This is a genomic window from Sphingomonas dokdonensis (assembly GCF_002197685.1).
Classification (GTDB): domain Bacteria; phylum Pseudomonadota; class Alphaproteobacteria; order Sphingomonadales; family Sphingomonadaceae; genus Sphingomonas; species Sphingomonas dokdonensis.
The window spans coordinates 52,809-76,069 of record NZ_NBBI01000007.1; the positions used below are offsets into that span (position 1 = coordinate 52,809).

24 protein-coding genes are annotated in these 23,261 nt (G+C 67.3%); 11 read left to right on the top strand and 13 right to left on the bottom strand.

Annotation, left to right across the window (positions count from 1 at the left end; genetic code table 11):
• Positions 1-6: 6 nt before the first annotated feature.
• Positions 7-390 (bottom strand): response regulator, encoded by a 384-nt coding sequence (locus SPDO_RS14515; RefSeq protein WP_088368235.1) that lies wholly within the window; start codon positions 388-390, stop codon positions 7-9.
• Entirely contained in the window at positions 390-2,372 is a 1,983-nt protein-coding gene (locus SPDO_RS14520) for a GAF domain-containing protein (RefSeq protein WP_088368236.1), read from the bottom strand. Before SPDO_RS14520 ends, SPDO_RS14515 begins: the two co-directional genes overlap by 1 nt.
• A 175-nt stretch (positions 2,373-2,547) precedes the next feature.
• Between SPDO_RS14520 and SPDO_RS14525 the strand changes: the two genes are divergently transcribed.
• Positions 2,548-3,153 (top strand): hypothetical protein, encoded by a 606-nt coding sequence (locus tag SPDO_RS14525; protein ID WP_088368237.1) that lies wholly within the window; start codon positions 2,548-2,550, stop codon positions 3,151-3,153.
• A 4-nt stretch (positions 3,154-3,157) separates the two neighbouring features.
• Here the strand turns inward: SPDO_RS14525 and SPDO_RS14530 are convergent, their stop codons facing one another.
• The 4 genes from SPDO_RS14530 to SPDO_RS14545 are packed head-to-tail and all read right to left on the bottom strand — an operon-like array spanning position 3,158 to position 8,038.
• Positions 3,158-4,636 (bottom strand): protein adenylyltransferase SelO, encoded by a 1,479-nt coding sequence (locus SPDO_RS14530; RefSeq protein WP_088368238.1) that lies wholly within the window; start codon positions 4,634-4,636, stop codon positions 3,158-3,160.
• Positions 4,637-4,685: 49 nt separating this feature from the next.
• Positions 4,686-5,357 carry a potassium channel family protein gene (locus tag SPDO_RS14535; protein WP_211280100.1) on the bottom strand — a complete coding sequence of 224 codons (672 nt, stop codon included), beginning with the start codon at positions 5,355-5,357 and terminating at the stop codon, positions 4,686-4,688.
• Positions 5,347-6,684 (bottom strand): TrkH family potassium uptake protein, encoded by a 1,338-nt coding sequence (locus tag SPDO_RS14540; RefSeq protein WP_245829530.1) that lies wholly within the window; start codon positions 6,682-6,684, stop codon positions 5,347-5,349. Before SPDO_RS14540 ends, SPDO_RS14535 begins: the two co-directional genes overlap by 11 nt.
• 52 nt (positions 6,685-6,736) lie before the next feature.
• A complete protein-coding gene (locus SPDO_RS14545; protein ID WP_245829531.1) occupies positions 6,737-8,038 on the bottom strand; it encodes an Hsp70 family protein in 1,302 nt (433 codons plus the stop codon).
• 127 nt (positions 8,039-8,165) lie between these two features.
• Between SPDO_RS14545 and SPDO_RS14550 the strand changes: the two genes are divergently transcribed.
• Positions 8,166-8,420 (top strand): hypothetical protein, encoded by a 255-nt coding sequence (locus SPDO_RS14550; protein ID WP_088368285.1) that lies wholly within the window; start codon positions 8,166-8,168, stop codon positions 8,418-8,420.
• A 69-nt stretch (positions 8,421-8,489) separates the two neighbouring features.
• Positions 8,490-9,605, top strand: coding sequence for a glutathione S-transferase family protein (locus tag SPDO_RS14555; protein ID WP_088368241.1), 1,116 nt, complete (start codon positions 8,490-8,492; stop codon positions 9,603-9,605).
• Here the strand turns inward: SPDO_RS14555 and SPDO_RS14560 are convergent.
• Genes SPDO_RS14560 through SPDO_RS14570 form a run of 3 tightly spaced genes read right to left on the bottom strand, consistent with a single transcriptional unit; the run spans position 9,602 to position 11,507 of the window.
• Positions 9,602-10,141 carry a hypothetical protein gene (locus SPDO_RS14560; RefSeq protein WP_088368242.1) on the bottom strand — a complete coding sequence of 180 codons (540 nt, stop codon included), beginning with the start codon at positions 10,139-10,141 and terminating at the stop codon, positions 9,602-9,604. The genes SPDO_RS14555 and SPDO_RS14560 overlap by 4 nt on opposite strands.
• Complete coding sequence (locus tag SPDO_RS14565) at positions 10,138-10,710, bottom strand: cytochrome b (RefSeq protein WP_158212207.1); 573 nt, start codon at positions 10,708-10,710, stop codon at positions 10,138-10,140. Before SPDO_RS14565 ends, SPDO_RS14560 begins: the two co-directional genes overlap by 4 nt.
• Before the next feature lie 59 nt (positions 10,711-10,769).
• The gene (locus tag SPDO_RS14570) at positions 10,770-11,507 is read right to left on the bottom strand and encodes a class I SAM-dependent methyltransferase (RefSeq protein ID WP_088368244.1); all 738 of its coding nucleotides are present in this window, start codon (positions 11,505-11,507) and stop codon (positions 10,770-10,772) included.
• Positions 11,508-11,620: 113 nt separating this feature from the next.
• Between SPDO_RS14570 and SPDO_RS14575 the strand changes: the two genes are divergently transcribed.
• The 3 genes from SPDO_RS14575 (at position 11,621) to SPDO_RS14585 (ending at position 13,943) form a co-directional block, all read left to right on the top strand.
• Complete coding sequence (locus SPDO_RS14575; protein WP_245829533.1) at positions 11,621-12,766, top strand: tetratricopeptide repeat protein; 1,146 nt, start codon at positions 11,621-11,623, stop codon at positions 12,764-12,766.
• Between the two features lie 146 nt (positions 12,767-12,912).
• On the top strand, positions 12,913-13,533 hold the full coding sequence (locus SPDO_RS14580; protein ID WP_088368245.1) for a glutathione S-transferase family protein: 621 nt from the start codon (positions 12,913-12,915) through the stop codon (positions 13,531-13,533).
• 182 nt (positions 13,534-13,715) lie between these two features.
• A complete protein-coding gene (locus SPDO_RS14585) occupies positions 13,716-13,943 on the top strand; it encodes a hypothetical protein (protein ID WP_245829535.1) in 228 nt (75 codons plus the stop codon).
• Positions 13,944-14,032: 89 nt separating this feature from the next.
• On the opposite strand, the gene SPDO_RS14590 is transcribed toward SPDO_RS14585, so the two are convergent.
• From SPDO_RS14590 to SPDO_RS14600, 3 genes are all read right to left on the bottom strand, one after another.
• The gene (locus SPDO_RS14590) at positions 14,033-14,467 is read right to left on the bottom strand and encodes an ion channel (protein ID WP_088368247.1); all 435 of its coding nucleotides are present in this window, start codon (positions 14,465-14,467) and stop codon (positions 14,033-14,035) included.
• Positions 14,468-14,591: 124 nt separating this feature from the next.
• Positions 14,592-14,903, bottom strand: coding sequence for a hypothetical protein (locus SPDO_RS14595; protein WP_088368248.1), 312 nt, complete (start codon positions 14,901-14,903; stop codon positions 14,592-14,594).
• 85 nt (positions 14,904-14,988) lie between these two features.
• A complete protein-coding gene (locus SPDO_RS14600) occupies positions 14,989-15,399 on the bottom strand; it encodes a PRC-barrel domain containing protein (RefSeq protein ID WP_143559662.1) in 411 nt (136 codons plus the stop codon).
• A 187-nt stretch (positions 15,400-15,586) separates the two neighbouring features.
• On the opposite strand from SPDO_RS14600, the gene SPDO_RS14605 reads away from it, so the two are divergent.
• Both SPDO_RS14605 and SPDO_RS14610 read left to right on the top strand, forming a co-directional pair.
• Positions 15,587-16,348 carry a crotonase/enoyl-CoA hydratase family protein gene (locus SPDO_RS14605; protein WP_088368250.1) on the top strand — a complete coding sequence of 254 codons (762 nt, stop codon included), beginning with the start codon at positions 15,587-15,589 and terminating at the stop codon, positions 16,346-16,348.
• Positions 16,349-16,449: 101 nt separating this feature from the next.
• The gene (locus SPDO_RS14610) at positions 16,450-18,843 is read left to right on the top strand and encodes a putative bifunctional diguanylate cyclase/phosphodiesterase (RefSeq protein ID WP_088368251.1); all 2,394 of its coding nucleotides are present in this window, start codon (positions 16,450-16,452) and stop codon (positions 18,841-18,843) included.
• A 26-nt stretch (positions 18,844-18,869) separates the two neighbouring features.
• Here SPDO_RS14610 and SPDO_RS14615 read toward each other — a convergent pair whose 3' ends face one another.
• Positions 18,870-19,055 (bottom strand): hypothetical protein, encoded by a 186-nt coding sequence (locus SPDO_RS14615; RefSeq protein ID WP_088368252.1) that lies wholly within the window; start codon positions 19,053-19,055, stop codon positions 18,870-18,872.
• 382 nt (positions 19,056-19,437) lie between these two features.
• Between SPDO_RS14615 and SPDO_RS14620 the strand changes: the two genes are divergently transcribed.
• The 3 genes from SPDO_RS14620 to SPDO_RS14630 are packed head-to-tail and all read left to right on the top strand — an operon-like array spanning position 19,438 to position 23,259.
• Positions 19,438-19,971: a (2Fe-2S)-binding protein gene (locus tag SPDO_RS14620; RefSeq protein ID WP_088368253.1), complete on the top strand. Its 534-nt coding sequence runs from the start codon at positions 19,438-19,440 to the stop codon at positions 19,969-19,971.
• Positions 19,968-20,981, top strand: a complete 1,014-nt coding sequence (locus tag SPDO_RS14625; protein ID WP_088368254.1) for an FAD binding domain-containing protein — start codon at positions 19,968-19,970, stop codon at positions 20,979-20,981. The genes SPDO_RS14620 and SPDO_RS14625 overlap by 4 nt, the downstream gene beginning before the upstream one ends.
• Positions 20,982-20,991: 10 nt before the next feature.
• Entirely contained in the window at positions 20,992-23,259 is a 2,268-nt protein-coding gene (locus SPDO_RS14630; protein ID WP_088368255.1) for a xanthine dehydrogenase family protein molybdopterin-binding subunit, read from the top strand.
• The last annotated feature ends 2 nt before the right edge of the window (positions 23,260-23,261 follow it).

Below are 23,261 nucleotides of genomic sequence, written 5' to 3' on the forward strand. Positions count from 1 at the left end.
CGATCGTTAGGCGGCGAACTGCTGCATTGCGCGAATGGCCGCGTCGGGGTCGATCGGCTTGGGCAGGAACATCGATCGCGCCGGCAGGCTGGCAATGTCCGGGCGCGTGCCGGCCGAGGTGACGATGATCTCGATCGGCGGCCAGCGATGGCGGATCGCCGCCGCCAGCTTCAATCCGTCCATCGATCCGGGCATTTCGATGTCGGTGAAGACCACGTGGATGTCGAGCCGCGCTTCGAGGATCGACACGGCATGGTCCGCGTCCCACGCTTCCACCGCCGTGAACCCGGCTTCCTCGACCAGCGCGATCATTTCCAGCCGCTGGATCGGCTCATCCTCCACTACCAGCACGACGGCCGGGGGCCGTTGGGACTTACTTTTGCTTGTCATTACGCTTCTTCGAGGTGCTTGCGTTTCGCCTGGAACGTCGCATCGAAACCGGTCGACCCATAACGGAGGCTGGCGCCGCCCGTTCCCACCAGCCCCAGATTCAGCAGCTTGGAGCCGAAGCCGGTGGTCGTCGGCGCCTGCGTCGGGGGGCCGCCCGTTTCGGACCAGTCGAGCGTCACGATCGCGTCATCGCCATTGCCGCTCACTGTCCAGGTGATCGCGACGCGCCCGTGCTCGCTCGACAGCGCGCCGTATTTCAACGCGTTGGTCGCCAGTTCGTGGAACAGCAGCGAGGAGGACAGCGCGGCGCGGGCGCCCAGCTGCAACGCCGGCCCGACGCAATCGTAGCGATCCGTACCACCCGCGGCGTCCAGCACCCGCGTGATCAGCGTCTGAAAATCGGCTGACTGGATATGGCGTTGCAGCAGCACGTCATGCCCGGTGCCGAGCGCCTGCAGCCGGCTGGTCAGGGTGCGGATCACCGCTGGGCCGACCTGCCCGCGCAGCGTTTGCGAGGCGATCGCCTGGACCATGGATAGCGAATTCTTCAGCCGGTGCGAAATTTCGCTGTTCAGGATCGCCTGCTGCTGCTCCGCGCGGAGCCGTGCGATGCCGATCTCCAGCCGCTCGGCCGCGTTGCGGACGAAGGCGATTTCGTCGGCGGTCCATTGATGCGGCTGCGCATGGTGGACGATGAACATGGCGATCGTCTTGCCACGGTCCTGCACCGCAAGGTTGAGCGCAGCGACCGTGCCCAGCGCCGCCCAAGCCGCCGCCTTGCCGAATGTCAGCGGATCGGTCCGGACGTCCGCGACGATCAGCGGTGCGCCGCGCAGGAAATTGTCGCGAAGATCGCCGTAATCCGACAGCGGGTGCTGACCCAGCAGCTCGCCGGATCCGGTCGGCGACCAATCCACCGCCACATTGATCCGCTCGCGATCGGCGTCGAGCTCGCCATAGGCGGTGCGCGAGGCGTGCAGCGTTTCGCCCACGATCCGCGTCGCCAGCCGCTGCATCTCGGCTTCGTCCGCGCAATCGCGCACCGCGTCGCCCAGCTGCAGCAGCGCCTCGCGCCGCTGCACGGCCTTGATCCGCTCGGTTACTTCCAGAAAGATGACGCTGAACGTCTCGTCGTCGATCCGCTGGCAGATGCCGTCATACCAGCGATCTAGCGTTCCGACCTGCCGGGTGAAGCGCCGCGCCGCGCCGCTTTCCACCACCTGCGCGAACTCGTTAACCCATTCGTCTTCCAACCCCGGCAGCACGTCGCGCACGCTGCGCCCGACCACCTGATCGGCGGGCAATCCGACCAGCTCGCTCCAGGCGGCGTTCACGTCCTCGTAGCGCCAGTCGTGGATGCGCCCGGCTGCGTCGCGCATCACGCGCGCCAGGATGAAGCCTTCGTGCAGGTTGTGGAACAGCGATCGCCAGCGTTCGTCGCTTTGCAGGTGCGAGGCGCGCGCGGCGTCGCGCTCGGCCAGCGCCACCTGGTGATCGCGCAGCGCCTGGCGCAGCTCGATCGCCTCCACCGTCTGCTGCGCCAGCGCGCACAGCCCCGCCGCCTGTTGCGGGCTAAGCCCCTCTGGCCGGGGCACCTCGTCGATCACGCACAGGGCGCCCAGCACGTGGCCCGACGCGGTGATCAGCGGCGCGCCGGCATAGAAGCGGATGTGTGGATCGTGGGTCACCAGCGGGTTGCCGCGCGTGCGCGGGTCGGCGGTGAGATCCGGGATCACCAGCAGGTCGGCCGCCGCCACCACGAAGCGGCACACCGATCGATCGAGATCGGTCTGGCATTCGGGAAAGTTCAGCCGCGCCTTGAACCATTGGCGATCCTCGTCGACCAGGCTGACCAGCGCCACCGGCGTATCGCACAGGTGGCTGGCAAGCTGGACGATGCCGTCAAAGGTGGGATCGGGCGGCGTGTCGAGGATCGCCCGCTCGCTCAACGCGCGCAGGCGCTCGGCCTCCGTCGGCGGCATGTTCCCCCCATGGCTCACCCGCCCGATCTAGCGATACCGGTACCGCGCCCGCAAGCTGTTCTTGCGGCATGACCGGACAGCGCCTGTCGGGCGGCATCCCGGAGCGGGAACGGGGCGGGCGAGGGGCGCACAACGCCGCTTGCCGTTGACACGCTTGTCGCGGATTACAGCCGGCATGAGCTCGTTCGAACTGGTCTTCGCCGTTTACGGCCTGTTGCTCGGCCTCGCCATTTCGGAGGTGCTGGGCGGCTTCTCGCGTGCGCTGAAGCTGAAGCGCGGCACCGCGGCGGTGCGGATCGGCTGGCTCACGCCGCTGCTCGGCGCGTTGGTGATGCTCGATCTGTCGAGCTTCTGGCTCCTCGCGTGGAATGCGCGCGATCAGATCGACGCGACCTACGTGACACTCGTGTGCGTGCTGGCGATGGTCGGCGTCTATTATCTCGCTGCCACCCTGATCTTCCCCGACGCGCCGGAAGAATGGCCCGACTTCGACGTCTGGTACGACAAGCAAAAACGCCTGGTGATCGGCGGCCTGCTACTGGCCAATGTGTCGAGCTGGATCGGAGCGGGCGTACTGGACACCCTGCACCCGGCACCGCCGCCCGCGCTCGCGCCTGCGCCCACGCCGATCGCCGACGCCTTGTACGAGGCAAGCGGGATCGTGATCCTCCTGCTGTTCGCCGGCCTGCTGCTGGTGCGCGCGCGGCGCTGGAACGTCGCCATGCTGATCGGCCTGTGCGTGTGCATCACCGCGTCGGAGGTGATCGAAACCTATCTGTAGCCGATCACGTCCCGCAGAAGGTCGCGGTGATCCGCTCGTGCGGCGCGGGCGGCATGGCAAAGTCCGCCGCTTCGGGCTGATCGTCCAAGGGCCGGGTCAGCACCGCCAGCATGCGGTGGAACGGCGCGAAGTCCTCGCGCTCCACCGCCGCGACGATCATCGCCTCGACATGATGATTGCGCGGGATGAAAGCCGGGTTGACGCGGTTCATCGCCGCCTGCCGCTCCGGTCCTGGTCGTGCCTCTGCGGTTAGCGCCGCGCGCCACTCGCGCGCCCAGCCATCGAACGCGGTAGGATCGACGAACAAAGATCGGACTGGCTCGTCCGCGCTGCCACCATCGGCTGCCGCCGCTGCGCCGAGGTGACGAAAGAACAGCGTGAAATCGACCTGATTTTCCGCCATCGCCTTCAGCAAGGCCTCGATCAGCGCGCGCCGCGTGTCCGCTTCACCGCCAAGGCCGATCTTCGCCGCAAACAGGCCGAAATACGCCTCGGCAAAGGCCGGGGCAAAGCCGCCGAGGGCTGTTTGCGCCCGCTCCACCCCCGCCGTTTCCTCCGGATCGAGGAGCGGCACCAGCGTCTCGGCAAAGCGCGCCAGATTCCACGCGGCGATCCGCGGCTGGTTGCCATAGGCATAGCGCCCCGCCCGATCGATCGAGCTGAACACCGTCGCCGGATCATAATCGTCCATGAACGCGCACGGCCCATAGTCGATCGTCTCGCCCGACACCGCGACATTGTCGGTGTTCATCACGCCATGGATGAACCCCACGCTCGTCCACTGCGCCACCAGCCGTGCCTGCGCCGCGATCACGCCGTCGAGCAACGCGAGATACGGGTTCTCCGCCTGCGCGGCATCAGGATAATGCCGCGCAATGACGTGATCGGCCAGCAGCCGCAGCGCCGCGGTATCCTCGCGCGCGGCAAAGAACTGAAACGTGCCGACCCGGATGTGGCTCGCCGCCACCCGCGTAATGATCGCGCCGGGCAGGGGGGTGTCGCGCATGATCGTCTCGCCTGTCGTCACCGCCGCCAGCGCGCGCGTGGTCGGCACGCCCAGCGCCGACATGAATTCGCTAACCAGATATTCGCGCAGCACCGGCCCCAGCGCCGCGCGGCCGTCGCCCGATCGCGAAAACGGCGTCTGCCCGCCGCCCTTCAGCTGGATGTCACGCCGCCGACCTTGCCGGTCGATCACCTCGCCCAGCAGCACCGCACGCCCATCGCCCAGCTGCGGCTGGAAATTGCCGAACTGGTGCCCGGCATAGGCCTGTGCGATCGGCGTCGCACCGTCGGCGATCACCCTGCCCGACAGCACGTCCAGCCCCGCCGGCCCGCGCAGCCAATCAGCGTCGATGCCTAACTCCCCCGCCAGCGCATCGTTGACGGCGATCAGCCGAGGGGCGGGGCTTTCCAGCGGGCGCACGGCGGCAAAGAAATGCGCCGGCAGGCGGGCGTAGCTGTTGTCGAATGCAATGGCCATGCTGCTGGAACCACTCCCCTTCGCGCAAAGTTGCGTCCCGCCGCCCGCGTCAGCCCTTCGCGCGGATCGCGGCAAAGCGCTCGATCTGCTCGATCGTGCCCGACACGATCATGATGTCGTCGGGCAGCACCCATGTGTCGGGCGTGGCATAGACGAAATCCTCGTCCAGCCGCTTGATGCCGATGACGGTAATCCCGTACTTGCGCCGCACGTCGCTGAGCGCCAGCGTCACGCCGACGATCGGCCCCGGCGCGGCGAGCTTAGCGATGGCGAAGCGATCGTCGAACTTGATGAAATCGATAAGCCGCCCGTTCAGCAGGTGCGCCACGCGCTCACCCATGCGCGCCTCGGGAAACACGATATGGTGTGCGCCCGTGCGCTGCAGGATGCGGCCGTGATTGTCGTTGGTCGCCTTGGCCCAGATCGACGGCACCTTGAGATCCGAGAGGCCGAGCACGGTCAGCACGCTGGCCTCGATATCGGTGCCGATCCCCACAACGCTCGACGTGAACTCACCCGCACCCAGCGCGCGCAGCGCATCGATGTCGGTGGTGTCCGCCTCCACCGTCTGCGTCAGCTCGGCCGCCATCATCTCGACGAGGCGCGGATTGGCGTCGACCCCCAGCACTTCGTGGCCCATGCGCATCAGCGAATGGGCCACTGCGCTGCCGAAGCGGCCCAGGCCGATCACCAGCACGGGCTTTCTGCGATCAGCCGACAATCGGGTTCTCCTTGGGATAGCGATAGGGTTTGCGGCCATCGCTGAGCGCCAGCGCCGTCGCAATGGTGATGGTACCGACCCGGCCGACATACATCAGCACGATCAGCACCAGCTGCCCCGACACGGGCACGCGGCCGGTGATGCCGGTCGACAGGCCAACCGTGGAAAAGGCGGAGATGCATTCGAACAGCACGTCGTGCAGCGGCAGGTGCGTCACCGACAGGAGGATGATCGTACCCGTGCCGATCAGCATGCTGGCGAGCACCACCACCGTCAGCGCCTGGCGCTCCAGCCGCGTTTCCACCCGGCGCCCCATGATCGTCGCATCGCGCCGCCCGCGAATTTCGCTCCACACCACCAGCATCACCAGCACGAAGGTGGTGATCTTGATGCCACCGGCGGTGCCCGCGCTGCCCCCGCCGATGAACATCAGGACGTAGTGGAAGCTCAGCGTCTCCGATCGCAGCGCCGCCATGTTCACGCTGTTGAACCCCGCGGTGCGCGGCATGACCGAAAGGAAGCCGGCGTTCAGGATCTTGTCGCCCACGCTCATCGGGCCAAGCGTGCCGGGATTGTTCCATTCCGCCGCCAGCATCGCAACAAAGCCGCCGACGAGCAGCACGGCGGTGCCGATCAGCGTGATCTTGCTGTGAATGGTCCAGCCGCGCCAGCCGCGCGGGCGATTGCGGATCTCCTGCAGCACGGGGAAGCCGAGCGAGGAGACGATCACCGCGATCATCAGCGGGCCAAGCATCCAGACGTCGTTCTGGAACCGCATCACGCTGTCCGAATAGCTGGAAAAGCCGGCGTTGTTGAACGCGGAGACGGCATGGAACACGCCATGCCACAGCGCCTCGCCCCAGTTTTCGTGATAGACCGCGCGCAGGCGCAGCGCGAGCACCACCGCGCTCGTACCCTCCAGCAGAAGGGTGACCTTGAGCGCGAGGTACAACACGCCCTGCGCATTGCCGGCGGCGAGGCGGCTACGCTCCACGCGGGTGAGAATGCGGTCGCGCAGCCGGATGTCGCGGCCCGCCACCAGCCCTAGCACCACCGCCGCGGTCATGATGCCGAAACCGCCGATCTGGAACAGGAGCAGGATCACCGCCTGGCCGAACGGCGTCCAGAAAGTCGCCGTGTCGACCGTGATCAGCCCGGTGACGGAAACGGCGGAAGTGGCGGTGAACAGCGCCACGATGAGCGGCGCGCCGCCCGGTCCGGCGTGTGCGATCGGCAGCAGCAGCAAAAGCGTGCCAATCGCGATCGCCGCCAGGAAAAGCAGGGGGATCAGCCGGACGGGTTTGCTGAGCGGAGCGAAAATTCTCACCGGCGCGGGCCTAACCCACCGTGCGGCCAAAGGCCAATCGCGGCCGCGTCGGTCAGGCGGCCCATTCCGCCGCATTCGGCTGCGCCCCGATCAGCGCCAGGCCGTGCGCGATCGAGGTCAGCTCGCCGCCGGTCGCAAGGCGGCCATCGCCGAAGCGCCGCTCGAATATCGCGCGCACCGCCGGGATTAGCGACGATCCGCCGGTCAGGAACACGCGGTCGATCGCCGGCTCGGCGACGCCCGCGCGGGCCAGCGCGTCGTCCAGCGCGGCCTCGATCCGCTGCAGGTCCTCCGCGATCCACGCCTCGAACTCGGCGCGGCGCACCGTTGCCTCGATCGTCACTCCCTCGCCGTGGAAGCGGAACGCGGCCTCGTCCGCGCTCGACAGCGCGCGCTTCAATTGCCCCACCGCATCGTACAGCGGAAAGCCCTGTTCGTGCTCGATCAGCGCGATCATGCGACCGACCGCTTCGGGCTCCAGCGCATGGCGTTGCAGCCGACGCAGCTCGTCCAGGGTCTTGCGGTTGCGCATCATGGCGAGGCGCGACCAGTCGGCGAACTCGGAGAAATAGCCGCCGGGAATGTCGAGCACCTTGCCCATCGAGCGATACTGCCCGCCGCGGCCAAGCATCGGCAGCACGAGCCGTTCGACGATGCGCCGGTCGAACCGGTCGCCCGCGATGCCGACGCCCGAAGAAGCCAATGGTACGCAGCGCCGCGCCGCGCCCGGCGCACCCACGCGCACCAACGAGAAATCGGTCGTACCGCCGCCGAAATCCGCCACCAGGATGGTCGCCGGCTCGGTAAGGCGCGCGGCATAGCTGAACGCCGCGCCAAGCGGCTCGTGCACATAGATGATCTCGCTGCCGAAGGCGGCGAACATCTGGTCGTAGCGTTGCCGGGCAAGCGCCGGATCGGCGCGCGCGCCGGCGAATTCCACCGGCCGCCCCACCACCACGCGCGCCGGTCGCCGGTCGAGCTGGCCGCCGGCATGTGCGACCAGCTTCTGCAGAAACAGCCGACCCAGATCCTCGAAGCGGAACGGACGGTTGAAGATCATCGCCCGCTCGAACAGCGGGCTCGCCGCCACCGTTTTGAACGATTGCACGAAGCGGCTGTCGAGCGGCGACTGGAGATATTCCGCGATCGCCCACGGCCCGGCATCGTGCGCCGCGCCGTTCCAGCCCGCCTCGTCCTCCCAGAAGCACAAGGCGGAGCGAAACACCGCGCCCGTCGCCTCGGCACCGGCGAACTCGAGCAGCTGCGATTGATCCGCCCCGTCGGCGCGTGCCACCACCGTGTTGGTGGTGCCGAAATCGAGGCCGAGCGCCGCGGCATCCTGGCCTGTGTCCACGATGTGCCTCCCGTTTCTTGTCGAACAGCCGCCATGGCGAGGCGCGGCTGTGACGCACCCGGGCGCAATCCGCAACCGCGTGCGGCGCAATCGCCTCGGCAGGCGTTGGGCGTGCAGGAGACAGCATATGGCCCAACCATCAACCGCCATGCTCGGGATCAAGCGATCCGCCGAAATGGCCGCGGTGTTCATGATCGGCGACGGCTTGCTCGGGCTGCTGCAACCGGAACGCCATGTCGCGCTATGGCGATCGGACGTGCGTGCGGTGGACGGTCTGGTCAGGCCCTTTGTCGGCCATCCCGCCCGCCGACGCCTGTATGGCTTCCTTCAGATCGGCGCGGGTTTGCTCCTCGCCTCCCGCCTGCATCGTCGCGCCGACTGACGGGTAGCTGGTTCGCCCGTCCTAGATCACGGTTGCCGATCGGCTGGGCTGGCGGCACAACCCGTCGGCATGGATCCGATCATTCTCTACGGTTCGCCGCACTCGCTCTACACCGGCAAAACGCGGTCCTACCTGCGCAAGCAGGGTATCGCCTATGTCGAGCGGGCGCCCGACGCGCATTTCCGTGACGTGATCGTCCCCACCACGGGCCGCGTCATCATCCCGGTGGTCGCGCTGGCCGACGGCACGATCCTGCAGGACACGGTCGACATCCTCGACCATTTCGAGCGGCGCGGCGCGCGGGTCAGCGCCTATCCCGCCGGTCCGCGTCAGCGCATCCTGGCGCACATCGCCGAGCTGCACGCCGCCGTCGCGCTCACCCGCCACGCCATGCACTACCGCTGGAGCTATGCCGGCGAGCAGGCGCGCTTCCTCCACGATGCCTTTGCGCGCGGCTCGGGCGATGCCGATGCGGTGATGGCGCGCATGGCATCCTATCTGCCGATGCTCGGCGTCACGCCCGATACCGTGCCGGCGATCGAACAATCGTATCTCGCGCTGCTCGATTTGCTGGAGGGGCATTTCGCCGCGCAGCCGTACCTGTTCGGTGGCCAGCCGTCGCTCGGCGACTATGGCCTGCTCGGCCCGCTGTTCGCGCATCTCGGGCGCGATCCGGTGCCGGCCGACATTATGAAGCGGCGCGCGCCCAAGGTTTTCCGCTGGGTGGAGCGGATGAACGCGCCCGATGCCGACATGCCCGAATATGGCGACCGCGCACCGGCGTTCCTCCCCGACGATGCCCTCGCACCTACGCTCGCGCCCTTGTTCCGTCACATGGCCGACGAGCTGTTTCCCGAACTGGCCGACGCCGCCGCCATGCTGGCGCGCCACGTCGCCGCCACCGATCCTGCGGAGGGCGCGCCCGTCACCGACAAGGCGCACCGCCGCGTCATCGGATCGGTCGACACGCACTTTCGCGGCGTGCCGGTGAAGAGCGGCGTTCAGCCCTACACCTTTTACCTGTGGCAGCGCGTCACCGACGCCTTTGACGCGCTCGATGCCGCCGCGGCGGCAAGCGTGCGCGGCTGGCTTGACGAAGTCGGCCTCGCGCCGCTGCTCGACACCCCACGCCCGATCCGCGTCGAGCGCCGCAACCTTATCGAGGTGTGGGGCCGGCGGCTTTAACGGTAAGCCGGCGGGCGCAGCAGCGCGTCGAAGCTACCGTCGCCGCTCGACACGTAAAAGGCGAGGGGCGGCTGCTCCGGCCGGATCACGTCGATCTTTTCCGACACGAAGCTGCGCGGCGGCGGCTCGCCGGGCGTGTTGTCGGTGATCGGTGGCTTGGCCGGGCAGCGCCGCGCGATCGCCGCATCCAATAGGCCGCTTTCTTCCCGATCGAGCGTCCATTCACGCCGGTTCATGGGGTTGAACGGCGCATCCTTGATCCAGATCTGGCTGCGGCCAACCGCCGTCCCGTCCCATCGGCCATCGGCGCGGCGCGCCAGCACGATGCTGTATTCGCTCGTGCTGAGATGCCCGCCGTGCCCGAACAGCATCACCATGGTCGCCGCCTCGGGCATCGGTTCGTTCAGCGTCGCGCGTAGCGCCCGGTGGTCTGCCAGCGCCGACGATGCGATCTCCGCCGTCGCCGCAGGGATGCACGGTACGGCATCGGCGCTTGCCGCCGGCGCGACCAGCGCGAGCAGCAGCGCCGCGATCACCGCTCGTTCACGCTGAACGGCGGCATCCGGTTGGCGGTGCGGCGCTTGTCGACGAACTGGTGCTTCAGCGCCGCGCCGACATGCAGCACGATCAGCACGTAGGTCAGCTTGATCAGCGCGCCATGGCCGAACTCGAACGCGCCATGGCTCGCCGGCGACAGGCCGGGGATCAACGGCCAGGGAATACCCGCGAGCAACGTCGTCATGCTGCTCGTCGCGGCCGAGCGCCCTGTGGAGATCGCCGCCCAGCCGGTCAGCGGCAGCCCCAGCATCACCACATAGAACAGCGCATGGTTGATCCGCGCCGCGGTGCGCTCCCACTGCGGCAGGTCGGCCGGGAGCGGGGGCGGCGGGTTCATCAGGCGCCAGGCCAGCCGCGCGACGCTCAATAGCAGGATCAGCACGCCCAGCGTCTTGTGCCAGGTGAACCACTCGCCCTTGGCCGGGCCGCTCGCCATGTCCTCGAACGTCCAGCCGATGTAGATCTGCGTCAGCAGCAAGGCCGCGATGATCCAGTGCAGCGCCACCGCGACATTGTTGTAGCGCTCCACCCCGTTGCGTGTCGGCAATCCCTGTCCCCTCGTTGTGCTGTTCCGCCAGCACATAACGCGCCGCAAAGCGTTTCGGCTCAGTCGGCAATCACCAGCCGATAGCCCGCGTCATAGTCGGCCGCGTCGGTCAGCGCGCGATAACGCCGCGCCCACCGGCCGCTTTCGAGATCTGCTGACAGCCGTGCCAGCCCGGCATCCACCCCGTCGATCACCCAGAAGGACGAGCTGCCCGATCGCACCTGCGGGTCGAGATAGGCGGCCGGGCGGCGCCAATAGGCATGGAGAAAGCCGTCGGTGCAATCGTGCGGCACCGGCAGCGGGCGCACCTCCATCGGACCCCGCGGGCTCAACCAGCGCGCGTAATTCGCCATGGCCGGCATCTGCCGCTCGTCCAGCGCCGCCAGCTCGGGCAGGTAATCGGTCAGCCATGGCCGCGCCGCGGGGTCGAACGTCACCAGCACGATGCGCCCGCGCGTCACCCGCCGCATTTCGCGCAGCCCGGCGGCCTGGTCGGGCCAGTGATGCACCGTCAGTATCGCCATCGCCGTGTCGAAGCTGTTGTCGGCAAAGGGCAGCCGCTCGGCACACCCCTGCACCACCGGCGCGGCGCCATCCGGTCGTTGGCAAATCATGGCCGTGGACGGCTCCACCGCGATCGTCCGCCGATCCGCCGGCTCGTAGGAGCCCGCGCCCGCACCGACGTTCAGCAGCGTGTCGCCGTCGCCCAGCGCATCGTGAATAGCCGCCGCGATGCGCGGGTCGGGCCGGCGCTGCGCGGCATAATCATTGCCGATCACATCGTATCGCGCGGCCATGCGCCACGCTACGCCGCGCGCCGGCTGCCGGCAAGGGATGCCAGCAGCCAGCCGTGGAGCCTTGCCATCATGTCACCGGAGCCTAAGCTGGCGGCCTGAAACGGGAGCACGCCATGTTGCTGATGCTTTTCCTTATGCTGCAAGCGAGCAGCACCGACATCATCGTCACCGGCAAGCGGCTGGAGGAGGCGCACGACGCCTGCGTGCGCGGCGAATGCACGCCGCTGCGCGATGCGCAGGCAAGCATCGCGCTAGCCGAGGCACGCTTTCGCACCGGCAAATATCTCCAGGCCAAGAATTTGCTCGGGCGCGCCATCCGCCGCAATCGCGCCAAGGCCGCCACCGATCCGAAACCCGTTGCCGCCTTGTACGAGGCTTATGCTACCGTCTCACTGCACGAGGGCAATTGGGACGATTACCAGAAGGGCGTCTACGCGCAGGTCCGCACATTGCGCGACAATCTGCCGCCGGACGACCCTGCGGTGCAGACCGCCGCAACGGCGATCGGTGACATGTGGCTGAAGGTCAACGATCCGCGCGAGGCGATCCGTGCATTTGAACTGACCGAGCGTGAGGCGCTGCGCGACGGGCAGCCCGCCGTTGCGATGCTCGCCGGGCTACGGCGCGTGATGGTCATGAACGTGCAGGATCGCGGCGCGGAGGCGATCGCGCTTCTCGACGAACTCGAGCAGCGGCCGATCGCGCAGAGCCCGCGGTATCGCACCGCCCTGCAGATCATTCGCCTCCGCGTCTCGGCGCGCGATGCGGACGGCAAGGAGCTGGCCAGGCTGATCCGCGCGCTGCCGACCCGCCAGGGCGACACGCCGATCCTGATCAAGTCGCCACGCTATGACGCGATCACGCCCGTGACGGCCAGCCGCGCCGCCGCGTTGGGGAATGCCGAGGGGCTGGGGAATGGGCACTACGGCTGCCGCACGATGGGGGTTGATGCCGTGCGATGGGCCGATGTCGGCTTCTGGATCAGGCCCGACGGCACCACGGCGGACGCCGAGATTCTTCGCAACTCCCGGGGTGCGGATTGGACCGACGTGATCCTGAAGCAGATCGCCGGGCGGCAATATTCGCCAACCGCGGGCGAGCCGGACAGCCCCGGTTTCTACAAGATCGAGCGACTGACGCAGAAGTCGGCTTACGTGACGCCGGAATGCAGCAATATAGCCCGACGCAAGGTGATGAACGGCTTCGAGACGCTGGACTTGACCGAGGAAGGATCAGCCACCCCCGCTGCCGCGAACTGACCTGCTACGATCGTCGCCCGGTTTGACTTGGGACCTTGACCTGGCTGACCTTCACCCCGGTTCAAGGCCGACAACAGCATCGTTGCCCATGAACCGGGTCAGCGACAAACCGCTACTCCGCCAAACAAAGTAGAGAGGATGCAACAATGAGGCTCTTCAACTCGGTCGGTCCGAACCCGCGGGTCGTGACGCTGTTCCTGGCGGAAAAGGGCATCACGCTCCCGCACGTCACCGTCGACATTCGCGGCGGCGAAAACCGGCGGGCGCCGTACAACGAGGCGGTGAACCCCGCCGGGCAGACCCCCGCGCTGGAACTGGACAACGGCAGCATCCTCACCGAAATCACCGCCATCTGCGAGTATCTCGAGGAGCGGCACCCCACCCCGCCGCTGATCGGCACCACCGCGGAGGAGCGCGCCGAAACGCGCATGTGGGTACGCCGCGCGGACCTCAAGGTATGCGAGCCGCTCACCGCCGGGTTTCGCGGCGCGGAGGGTTTGCCGATGTTCGAACAGCGTATGCGCTGCCTGCCCGAAGCGGCGGCCGGGCTGAAGGCGGTGGCGCAGGACGGGATCGCCTGGTTCGACGCGCAGATCGCCGGGCGCCAGTATATCGCCGGCGACCGCTTCACGCTCGCCGACATCATGCTGTTCGCCTTTCTGGACTTCGGCCGCGCTGTCGGTCAGCCGTTCGATCCCAAGAATACGCATGTCGCCGCCTGGTTCGATCGGGTGAGCAAGCGGCCTGCCTTCCAGCCCGCCGCATGAAAACCAGCGGCGTGTCGCCTGCCGCAATCAGTGCCAGCCAGCCTCAGCAAGTTCCGTTTCGGAACCAAAACGTCGGGGCAACAGTTTGACACGCTGGAAACAGGGTACAGAGGGAGAGTAACATGGCAGAGTATCGGGCACCCGACGGACACGTGGTTGAACGTCGCAGCGGCGCGGGACGCATGATCGCGATCGTGGTCGGCATTCTGGCGCTGATCGCGGTGGTTCTGTTCGCGACCGGCTTCTGGAGCGCGGACGTCAAGGAAGGTTCGCTGCCGGACGTGGATGTCAGCGCCAAGGGTGGCGAGATGCCTGCCGTCGATCTCGACAGCAAGGCGGTGGTCGTCGGCACCAAGAAGACCGAGGTTGAAGTTCCCGTGGTTGGCGTGAAGGACAACGGCGAGAAGTAATCGCGCCGGTTCGTCATGGCAGTTTTGAGAAGGGGCGGGGGCCGGTCTCCCGCCCCTTTTTGCATGCCCGTCCGTTTTGCCCGCGCGCCTCACTCGCGGAAGCTCTCACCCCAGATGGTGTAGATGAACGTCGCCGACCAGGTGATGAGCATGAAGCCGCCGAGCGACAGCGCCATCACGAACAGCCGGATCGGGCCATGCGCCTCGATCTGCGTGTATCCCAGCGTCGCAAAGGAAACGCCGGCGAAATACAGGTAATCCGCCGTCGTCTCGGCCGAAGCCTGCAGCAGCACGCCGTTACCCGCCTGGCCCAGCAGCAGCGCGAGCACCCCCGCCGCGAGCGCGATCTCAAGGAGGTGCAGGATTACCAGCCCCCAGAAGGTCGTCAGCAGTCCCAGGTAGCGATGCCGGTCCTGCTGCGGCTTGGCCCGGCGGATCAGCTCCAGCCCCGCAAGATGAATCACGCCATATGCGAAGATCAGCCCGATGCCGGCGGCCAGCACCGTGAGTTCGTTACTTGTCATGCACAGGGTAATGGATCCCACGCGGCTGCGTTCCGGATGGGACGGCTTCCCGGCAGACACATGGCACCGACAAGCTGCGACCGCCCCGACGACGCCATGCTCAGGTGTGGTAGACGGCCGCGCCTTACTGCGGCGCGCTCAGTCGCCGGCGATCGCGGATGTTCAGGATATCGTTCGCCTCGCGCCGCACATAGGCCTGCTGCTTGTCGCTCAGACTGCCGCCGTTCTCCGCCATCATCGCGTCCACTTCGGCACGCAGCGCCTGCGCGCGCTTCAGCTTGTCGCGCCGCATGGTGGGCGTGTCGCGCGGCGGGATCATCGCATTGGCGCGAAAGCCGGGTTCATAGGTCGAATAATTCGGCCCGTTCATCGATTGCGCGGCGGCTAGTGCCGGCGCCGTGAGGCCAAGGGCTGCGATGGCGAAGGCGATCTTCATGGCAGAAACTCCTTTGGTGGATCGAATAGCAGACTGCCGCCGCTTGTGGCACTGGTCACGCCGAAATGGCGACGATCGATCGTCATCAGCGCACCGCCGGCGGCGCATCGGGCAGGGCGGCGAGCTGCGCAGGCGTCAGCGTCGTGCTCACGTCCATATCGGTGCCACGCTCCACCGCGGCGAGATCGGCGATCGGCACCTGCACGATCCGCTCGGGATTGCTGCCCTCCAGCTCGACCAGCAGGTGATCGACCGCGTTGTTCGGCCCGCCGCGTACCACGCCTTCCACCTCGCCAATCTCGCGGTTCGACAGGTCGAGCAGGTCCGCGTCGAGCAGCTGCGCCTCCGTCATGCCTAGCGCCGCGATCGTCTTGCCCGCCGCGGTGGCGCTCGCTTCCGCCGCCGCCTCGCGCTGATCCTCCGCGCGTTCCTCGGCATTGTTGCAGCCGACCACCAACGCTGCCGAACCGAGCAATGCTATCAGTGTCTTGGGCATCAAAATGCATTCCCTTGCCGTGCGCCGTTGTGGCGCCTCCCCGATCAACGGCACGACCAGACCGCCAGTTCCGCCGCATTTCGCGGGCCGACCTGCCAGCTTGGTCGATTGACGCGGGCTGAAAAAGCCGCATGCCAGCGGGGCACGGCGGAATCGCCGGCTACCGAAAAAACGAGGGAGAAGGACCATGACCGACGAAGTGCTGGTGCGCGATCAGGATGGCATCCTGATCGTCACGATCAACCGCCCCGAGGCGAAGAACGCGATGACCAAGGCCGCGGCCGAGGGGATCGCCGCGGCGATGGACCGGCTGGACGGCGAGGACGGGCTGCGCGTCGCGATCATCACCGGCGCGGGCGGCACCTTCTGCTCGGGCATGGACTTGAAGGGCTTTCTGCGCGGCGAGACACCTTCGGTTCCCGGTCGCGGCTTCGGCGGTATCACCGAAAGCCCGCCCAAGAAGCCGCTGATCGCTGCGGTCGACGGCTATGCGCTCGCCGGCGGGCTGGAGCTGATGATCGCCTGCGACATGGTGGTGGCGAGCAAGGGCGCGAAGTTCGGCATTCCCGAGGCGAAGCGCGGCCTCGTCGCAGGTGCCGGCGGCCTGATCCGCCTGCCCGAACAGATCCCGCAGCGGATCGCGCTCGAGCTGGCCGTCACCGGCGACTTCATCGATGCCGAGCGCGCCTATCAGCTCGGCCTCATCAACCGCATTGCCGATGGCGACGCGCTCGATGGCGCGCTTGCGCTTGCTGCTACGATCAGCGCCAACGGCCCGCTCGCGGTGCAGGTGTCGAAACAGATCATCAGCGAATACCGCACCTGGCCGATCGATCAGCGCTGGGCAAAGCAGGGTGCGCTGATGGGCCCCGTCTTCACCAGCGCCGACGCGCGCGAAGGCGCCGCCGCCTTTGCCGAAAAGCGCAAGCCGAACTGGACCGGTAAATAAGAAGTGACCCGCCGGCCGGGTAATCGCCACCCGGCCGGCGGAATAGCTTGTTAACACATCGGTCGTAGTGACGGACGTTCACGCCGGTGAGTTAGCCCGACATGTTTGTTCGTCCTTTCAGGCAGATAGCGGACAGTTCCGATGCGCTGCTACGGCAGCAATTCGTCCGGCTGCGCACCCAAGTGCCGCTAATGTACGTGATGATGCTCATCAACGCGTCGGCGCTGGCACTTGCGACGCATCGCGATGTGCCGCGGTTTTACAGCGTGGCGATGCCTGCCGCCTTGTCCGTCGCGCTGGTCGGGCGTTCGATCTTGTGGCTGACCCGCAGTGCTTATGATCCGCAGCCGGCGCGCATTCGGCGCTTCCTCAAGGGGGCGGTCGTGGCCTCCGTCGTGCTCAGCACCGCCTTCGGCATCTGGGGCTTTGTGCTGCTCGGCGTCGCCCCGCCGGAGCGCGAGACCGCGATCGCGCTATTCGTTTTCGTGGGCGCGATCTCCTGCTGCTATTGCCTTCAGGCGCTGCCCGCGGCGGGGCTCGCGGTGCTGGTGTTCGGCGCGATGCCGATCACCGCGCGGCTGCTATTGTCGGGCGATGCCTATTTCACCGGCATCGCGATCACCTTCATCATGGTGGCGGTGGTGGTGTATCGCGCGATGAGCTCCGGGCACGAGGCGGTCGCCAGCGCGATGGAGGCGCGTTCGGAGATGACCGGCCTCCTCGCCGCCCTGCGCGACAGCGAGGAACGCTACCGGCTCGCCGCGCAGGCCACCAGTGACGTGATCTGGGACGTGCCGCTCGATGGCGACCGGATCGGCTGGAACAGCGCAGTCGGCGCCACCCTGGGTTATCCCGAGGCGGAGGGCGGCACGAGCCGGCAATGGTGGATCGAGCGCATCCACCCCGACGATCTGCCCCGTCTCGGTATTACGCCCCGCAACCTCAAGGATCCCACCTTCACCACCTGGTCGGAGGAGTTCCGCGTCCTGTCCGGCTGGGGCGATTATCGCACCATGTACGGGCGTGGCTTCGTGGTACGCGGTGCGGACGGCCGCGCTACCCGGCTGGTCGGCTCGTTGCAGGATATCACCGCGCAAAAGCGGTATGAGGACGAACTGCGCCAGGCGGCGCACCATGATTCGCTCACCGGCCTGCCCAATCGCCTGCTGTTTACCGAGCGGCTGGATGCCGCGCTTGGCGAGGCGCGGCGCACCGACGGCACCGTCGGGCTGATCGTGTTCGACGTCGATCGCTTCAAGACCATCAACGACAGCATGGGCCACGACGCAGGCGACGCGGTGCTGTGCGAAGTCGCCAAGCGGCTGCAGCGCGTCGCACCGGTCGGCGCCACCGCCGCGCGGCTGGCGGGCGACGAATTCGCCATCATCATCCCCAGCCTGACCGACAGCGGCATGGGCACGGCACAGATCGCCGACCTACTGGCGCAGGTGTCCCGCCCGATGACGCATGCCGGGCGTCACATCGACGTCAGCCTGAGCGCCGGGTTCGCCGCCGCCTTTCAGGACGGCAACAGCCCGGACGAGATCCACAAGAGCGCCGACCTTGCGCTCTATGCCGCCAAGCGCGAGGCGCGCGGCGGCCTGCGCGCATTCCGTCGCGACATGCGCGATGCCGCCGAGCGCGAAATGCACATGCTTGCCGATGCGCGCGCCGGATTGCAGGCCGATTGGATCGTGCCCTTCTACCAGCCCAAGATCTGCCTGCGCACCGGCGCGGTGCTCGGCTTCGAGGCGCTGTTGCGCTGGCATCACCCGCAGCATGGGCTGCGCACGCCGGGCTCGATCAGCGCCGCGTTCGAGGATCCCGCCACTTCCGTCCAGCTCACCGACCGCATGCTGGAGCGCACCGTGACCGACATGGCGCGCTGGGCCGACCGCGGCCTCGCCTTCGGTCGCATCGCGGTGAACGGCTCGCCCGAGGATTTTCGCCGCGGCGACATGGCCGATCGCATCCTGGAGCGGCTGGCACGCGCCGGCCTGCCGCCCACCATGCTGGAACTGGAAATCACCGAAACGGTGTTCGTCGGCCAGCTGGCCGAGCAGGTCAGCGTCGCGCTGAAGGCGTTGTCGGACGCGGGAATCACCATCGCGCTCGACGATTTCGGCACCGGCTATGCTTCGCTAACCCACCTCAAGCAGTTTCCGGTCGATGCGCTGAAGATCGACCGCTCCTTCGTGTCGCGCTTGTCGCTGGTGGACAGCGACGATTCCGCGATTGTCGGCGCGGTAATCGAGCTGGCGCGCAGCCTCGGCATCGCCACGGTGGCGGAGGGGGTCGAAACCGCTACCCAGGCGGCGCACCTCATCGTCAAGGGCTGCGACAGCGGGCAGGGGTATCTGTTCAGCCGGCCGATGGCGGCGGAGAAGGTCGCGCATTTCATGCGACACTGGGATCCCGCGTCGGTCGCCCGCATGTGCAACACCGCCGATTGGGGCGGCGTCGCGCTGCAAAGCTACCGCGACCGCTTCCACTGAGCGATCGGGCTTCGCAACATGATCGATCAGATTGCCTGGCGCGATGTTCGAGCGGACTGCCTTACCTGCCCCGCGTCATTCGCCCGCTTTTCATAGGCATTCGCCAAGTCGAGGTGGACCATGGCAACGGCATTATCCTCTGACGTTGCGGCGCGCTGACGCTCCTGCACCGCGCGGTGGCGATAATAGGATTGGTGGTCTTCGTTGGTCATCACGATCCTTCCACCAAGATAAGTTGCGCGCGAACGCAACCAATTGTCTCTCATCCAGATCAAGCCGTTTTTCTTGCGCGCCAATCTCTGCCGGCCCTCGCCGGTCTAGAGGCGGCATGACTTCGGCAGCGGGGTGCGGGTCCGCTGCGCCGGGGAGCGCATCACGGTTCGAATGCTAGGGCCCCTGTGGACAACCTGTGGAAAAGCCATGCGCAAGGCGTGGGCAAGCTGGGGATAACGGCTAGTGCGGCAACCGGCCCGCGCGATTTGGAAACCGCCAAGCCACGGAAACGCCACGCAGCCTTTCGCCGCTTCGCCCGTTCGGCAAGGCAACCATTCCCGCTCCGGCGGGAGCCCATCGCTGACGCAAGGAGCCGCGCCCATGAACGAAGCCGTCACGCTGGATCGTGCCGCGGGGCAGCGGGTCGCCGCCGACCCGATCGCCACGCTGCCGCTTACGCTCACGATCAACGGCGAGCCGCGCCAGCTGGAGGTCGCGCCCTGGACCAGCCTGCTCGACCTGCTGCGCGACAAGCTGGACCTCACCGGCTCCAAGAAGGGCTGCGATCATGGCCAATGTGGCGCGTGCACCGTGCTGATCGACGGCAAGCGGATGAACAGCTGCCTGAAGCTCGCCGTCACGCTCGACGGCTGCGAGGTGACGACGATCGAGGGACTGGGTCAGCCGGACAACCTCCACCCGCTGCAAGCCGCGTTCGTGGAGCATGACGCGTTCCAGTGCGGCTATTGCACGCCCGGGCAGATCTGTTCGGCGCAGGGGCTGATCAACGAGGGCCATGCCAAGACGCGCGACGAGGTGCGCGAGCAGATGAGCGGCAATCTGTGCCGCTGCGGCGCTTATCCCAACATCGCCGATGCGGTGCTCGAGGTGCTGGGCACGGAGAAAAAGGCATGATCCGCTTCGACTATCAGCGACCCGACGCCACCGCCGAGGCCGTCGCCGCCGGGCGCGGCGAGCATGCCGCCTATCTCGCCGGCGGCACCAACCTCGTCGACCTGATGAAGGAGAATGTCGCGCGGCCGCTCCAGGTGGTCGACATCAATCGTCTCCCGCTGAAGGCGATCGAGGCGCGCGAGAACGGCGGGCTGCGGCTCGGTGCGCTCGCCAGCAATGCCGACACGGCGTACCATGAGGAAGTGCAGGCGCGTTATCCGCTGCTTGCCTCCGCGATCCTCGCCGGCGCCTCGCCGCAGCTGCGCAATGCGGCAACCAACGGCGGCAACCTCAACCAGCGCACGCGCTGCTATTACTTCTACGACACCGACACGCCGTGCAACAAGCGCAACCCCGGCGAGGGCTGCGGCGCGATCGGCGGGGTGAACCGGATCCACGCAATCCTGGGTGCGAGCGATCAGTGTATCGCGACCCACCCGTCGGACATGTGCGTCGCGCTCGCTGCGCTGGAGGCAGAGGTGCAGGTGTCCGGGCCCGACGGCGACCGCACCATTCCCTTCGCCGATTATCACCGGCTGCCCGGCGACGAGCCGTGGCGTGACAACACGCTCCGCCCCGGCGAGCTGGTCACCGCGATCGACCTGCCGGCCGAGGGCTTCGCCAGCAACTGCACCTATCTGAAGCTGCGCGACCGGCTGTCCTATGCCTTTGCGCTGGTCTCGGTAGCGGTCGCGATGAAGCTGGAGGATGGCGAGATCGCCGAGGCGCGCGTGGCGCTCGGCGGCGTCGCGCACAAGCCGTGGCGCGTCCCCGAGGCGGAGCAGTTGCTGCGCGGCGAACGGCCCGGCGAGGACGCATTCCGCGCGGTTGCCGAGGCGCTGCTGAAGGGCGCGGTCGGCCAGGGCGAGAACGACTTCAAGATCGGCCTTGCCCGCCGCGCGATCGTGCGCGCGCTGGCGCAGGCCGCGGCCGGCACACCGCAATCGCAAACCGACAAGCGCATCGCCTGAGGAGCAGCCCATGAACACCGCAACCAAAATCGGCATCGGCTCGGCGCTCTCGCGCGTGGATGGCGCGGACAAGGTGACCGGCCGCGCGAAATATGCCGCGGAATACAAGGTCGACGACCTGCTCTACGGCGTCGCCGTCTGCGCGAAGATCGCCAAGGGCAAGATCCTGTCGATCGACGAGGCGGATGCGCGCGCCGTGCCCGGCGTGGTGGACGTCATCAGCCATCTGAACCGCCCCAAGCAGGCGTGGCTCGACCGCAACTGGAAGGACGAGCTGTCGATCCCGGGCGAACCATTCAAGGCGTTCCACGACGAGACGGTGATGTTCGCCGGCCAGCCGGTCGCGCTGGTGGTGGCCGACACGTTCGAGGCGGCGCGATTCGCCGCCAGCCTCATCGACATCCGCTATGAGGAAGAGCCGCACAACATCGACTTTGCGGCATCGCTGGACGAGAAATTCATGCCGTCGCACCTGAAGCGGCGCAACAATTACCATCCGCCCAAGAACCGTGGGCATGCGCAGCAGGCGTACGATGACGCGCCGGTGAAGGTCGCGGCCGATTATCACCTCGCGCCCGAGCATCACAATCCGATGGAGATGCACGCCTCCACCGTGGAATGGCACGGCGACGGCAAGATCACCGTCTATGACAAGGTGCAGGGCTCGCAGGGACCGCAGGCGTATCTCGCCAGCGCGTTCGGCCTCGGCAAGAAGAACGTGCGCGTCGTCAACGCTTTCGTCGGCGGCGGCTTCGGCTCGGGGCTGCGGCCGCAATGGCAGGTGCAGCTCGCCGTGATGGGCGCGATCCATCTGGAGCAGTCCGTGCGCGTGGTGATGACGCGCCAGCAGATGTTCACCCACGCGCATCGCCCCGAATGCACCTATTCGGTGCGCCTCGGCGCCGAGCCCGACGGCAAGCTCAGTGCGATGATGCACGATGCCACCACCTCCACCTCGCGGTTCGAGAACAACATGGAGGACATCGTCATCTGGGGCATGATGGCCTATGACTGCCCCAATGCGAGCGGCGAGTATGCCATCGCGCCGCGTGATACCTATACCTCAGCCGACATGCGCGCGCCCGGCGCGGCGACGGGCATGACCTTGTTCGAGATCGCGATGGACGAAATGGCCTATGCCGCCGGCGTCGATCCGCTCGATTTCCGTCTGCGCAATTATTCGGAGGTCGATGCCATGAACGGCACGCCCTACACCTCCAAGGCTTTGCGCGAGGCGTATCAGGAGGGTGCGGCCCGGTTCGGCTGGGACAAGCGCTCGGCCGCGCCGCGATCGATGAAGGAAGGGCGCGAGCTGGTCGGCTACGGCATGGCCACCGGCATGTGGGACGCGATGTTCAGCAAGACGGCCGCGCGCGCGACATTGTCCGCCGACGGGAAGCTGGAGGTCGCCTCCGCCAGCTCCGACATCGGCACCGGCACCTATACGGTGATGGTGCAGGTCGCCGCCGACACATTGGGCCTGTCACCCGACCGGATCACCGCCACTTTGGGCGACAGCGACCTGCCCGAGGCGCCGGTCGAAGGCGGCTCATGGGGTGCGGCGTCGACCGGCGCGGCGGTGCAGCTCGCCTGCCAGTCGGTCGCCAAGAAGCTGTTGTCCGCCGCGGGCAAGCTCGACGGCGATCCCTTTCACGGCGTCAACGGCATCGAGGGGCTGGAGTTCGCCGACGGCGCGATGATCCGCCGCGACAATCCCGACGTGCGCGCCTCGCTGACCGACGTGATGGCAGCGGCCGGGCTCGACAAAATCGAGGTGGAGGAAACCGCCGGGCCGGGCATCGGCGACATGATCTCCATGGCACGCAAGTCGCGCAACACGCACAGCGCGGTCTTCTGCGAGGTGCGGGTGGACGAGGAGCTGAACCAGGTGCGCGTCACCCGCGTGGTCAACGCTGTGGCGGCGGGCCGCATCATCAACCCCAAGACCGCGCGCAGCCAGATTCTGGGCGGCGTGGTGATGGGCATCGGCATGGCGCTGCACGAGGAAACGTTCGCCGACACGACGCTCGGCCGCTGGATGAACCACAATTTCGCCGAATATCACGTCCCCGCGCACGCCGACATCCACGACATCGACGTGATCTTCGTCGACGAGCCCGATCCCGAGGTAACGCCGCTTGGCGTCAAGGGGCTGGGCGAGATCGGCATCGTCGGCACCGCCGCCGCGGTCGCCAACGCGATCTACCACGCCACCGGCAAACGCGTGCGCAGCCTGCCGATCACCATCGACAAGCTGCTCGATGCGCCGGCGGACTAGCG

Bases quoted from the DNA above. Each gene is read 5' to 3' on its own strand.
- SPDO_RS14585 (WP_245829535.1), top strand. From the start codon at position 13,716: ATGATCGCGATCGTGGTCGGCATTCTGGCGCTGATCGCGGTGGTTCTG.
- SPDO_RS14620 (WP_088368253.1), top strand. From the start codon at position 19,438: ATGAACGAAGCCGTCACGCTGGATCGTGCCGCGGGGCAGCGGGTCGCC.
- SPDO_RS14525 (WP_088368237.1), top strand. From the start codon at position 2,548: ATGAGCTCGTTCGAACTGGTCTTCGCCGTTTACGGCCTGTTGCTCGGC.
- SPDO_RS14610 (WP_088368251.1), top strand. From the start codon at position 16,450: ATGTTTGTTCGTCCTTTCAGGCAGATAGCGGACAGTTCCGATGCGCTG.
- SPDO_RS14515 (WP_088368235.1), bottom strand. From the start codon at position 390: ATGACAAGCAAAAGTAAGTCCCAACGGCCCCCGGCCGTCGTGCTGGTA.
- SPDO_RS14555 (WP_088368241.1), top strand. From the start codon at position 8,490: ATGGATCCGATCATTCTCTACGGTTCGCCGCACTCGCTCTACACCGGC.
- SPDO_RS14630 (WP_088368255.1), top strand. From the start codon at position 20,992: ATGAACACCGCAACCAAAATCGGCATCGGCTCGGCGCTCTCGCGCGTG.
- SPDO_RS14600 (WP_143559662.1), bottom strand. From the start codon at position 15,399: ATGCCCAAGACACTGATAGCATTGCTCGGTTCGGCAGCGTTGGTGGTC.
- SPDO_RS14595 (WP_088368248.1), bottom strand. From the start codon at position 14,903: ATGAAGATCGCCTTCGCCATCGCAGCCCTTGGCCTCACGGCGCCGGCA.
- SPDO_RS14575 (WP_245829533.1), top strand. From the start codon at position 11,621: ATGTTGCTGATGCTTTTCCTTATGCTGCAAGCGAGCAGCACCGACATC.
- SPDO_RS14580 (WP_088368245.1), top strand. From the start codon at position 12,913: ATGAGGCTCTTCAACTCGGTCGGTCCGAACCCGCGGGTCGTGACGCTG.
- SPDO_RS14530 (WP_088368238.1), bottom strand. From the start codon at position 4,636: ATGGCCATTGCATTCGACAACAGCTACGCCCGCCTGCCGGCGCATTTC.
- SPDO_RS14625 (WP_088368254.1), top strand. From the start codon at position 19,968: ATGATCCGCTTCGACTATCAGCGACCCGACGCCACCGCCGAGGCCGTC.
- SPDO_RS14590 (WP_088368247.1), bottom strand. From the start codon at position 14,467: ATGACAAGTAACGAACTCACGGTGCTGGCCGCCGGCATCGGGCTGATC.
- SPDO_RS14570 (WP_088368244.1), bottom strand. From the start codon at position 11,507: ATGGCCGCGCGATACGATGTGATCGGCAATGATTATGCCGCGCAGCGC.
- SPDO_RS14550 (WP_088368285.1), top strand. From the start codon at position 8,166: ATGGCCCAACCATCAACCGCCATGCTCGGGATCAAGCGATCCGCCGAA.
- SPDO_RS14520 (WP_088368236.1), bottom strand. From the start codon at position 2,372: ATGCCGCCGACGGAGGCCGAGCGCCTGCGCGCGTTGAGCGAGCGGGCG.
- SPDO_RS14615 (WP_088368252.1), bottom strand. From the start codon at position 19,055: ATGACCAACGAAGACCACCAATCCTATTATCGCCACCGCGCGGTGCAG.
- SPDO_RS14605 (WP_088368250.1), top strand. From the start codon at position 15,587: ATGACCGACGAAGTGCTGGTGCGCGATCAGGATGGCATCCTGATCGTC.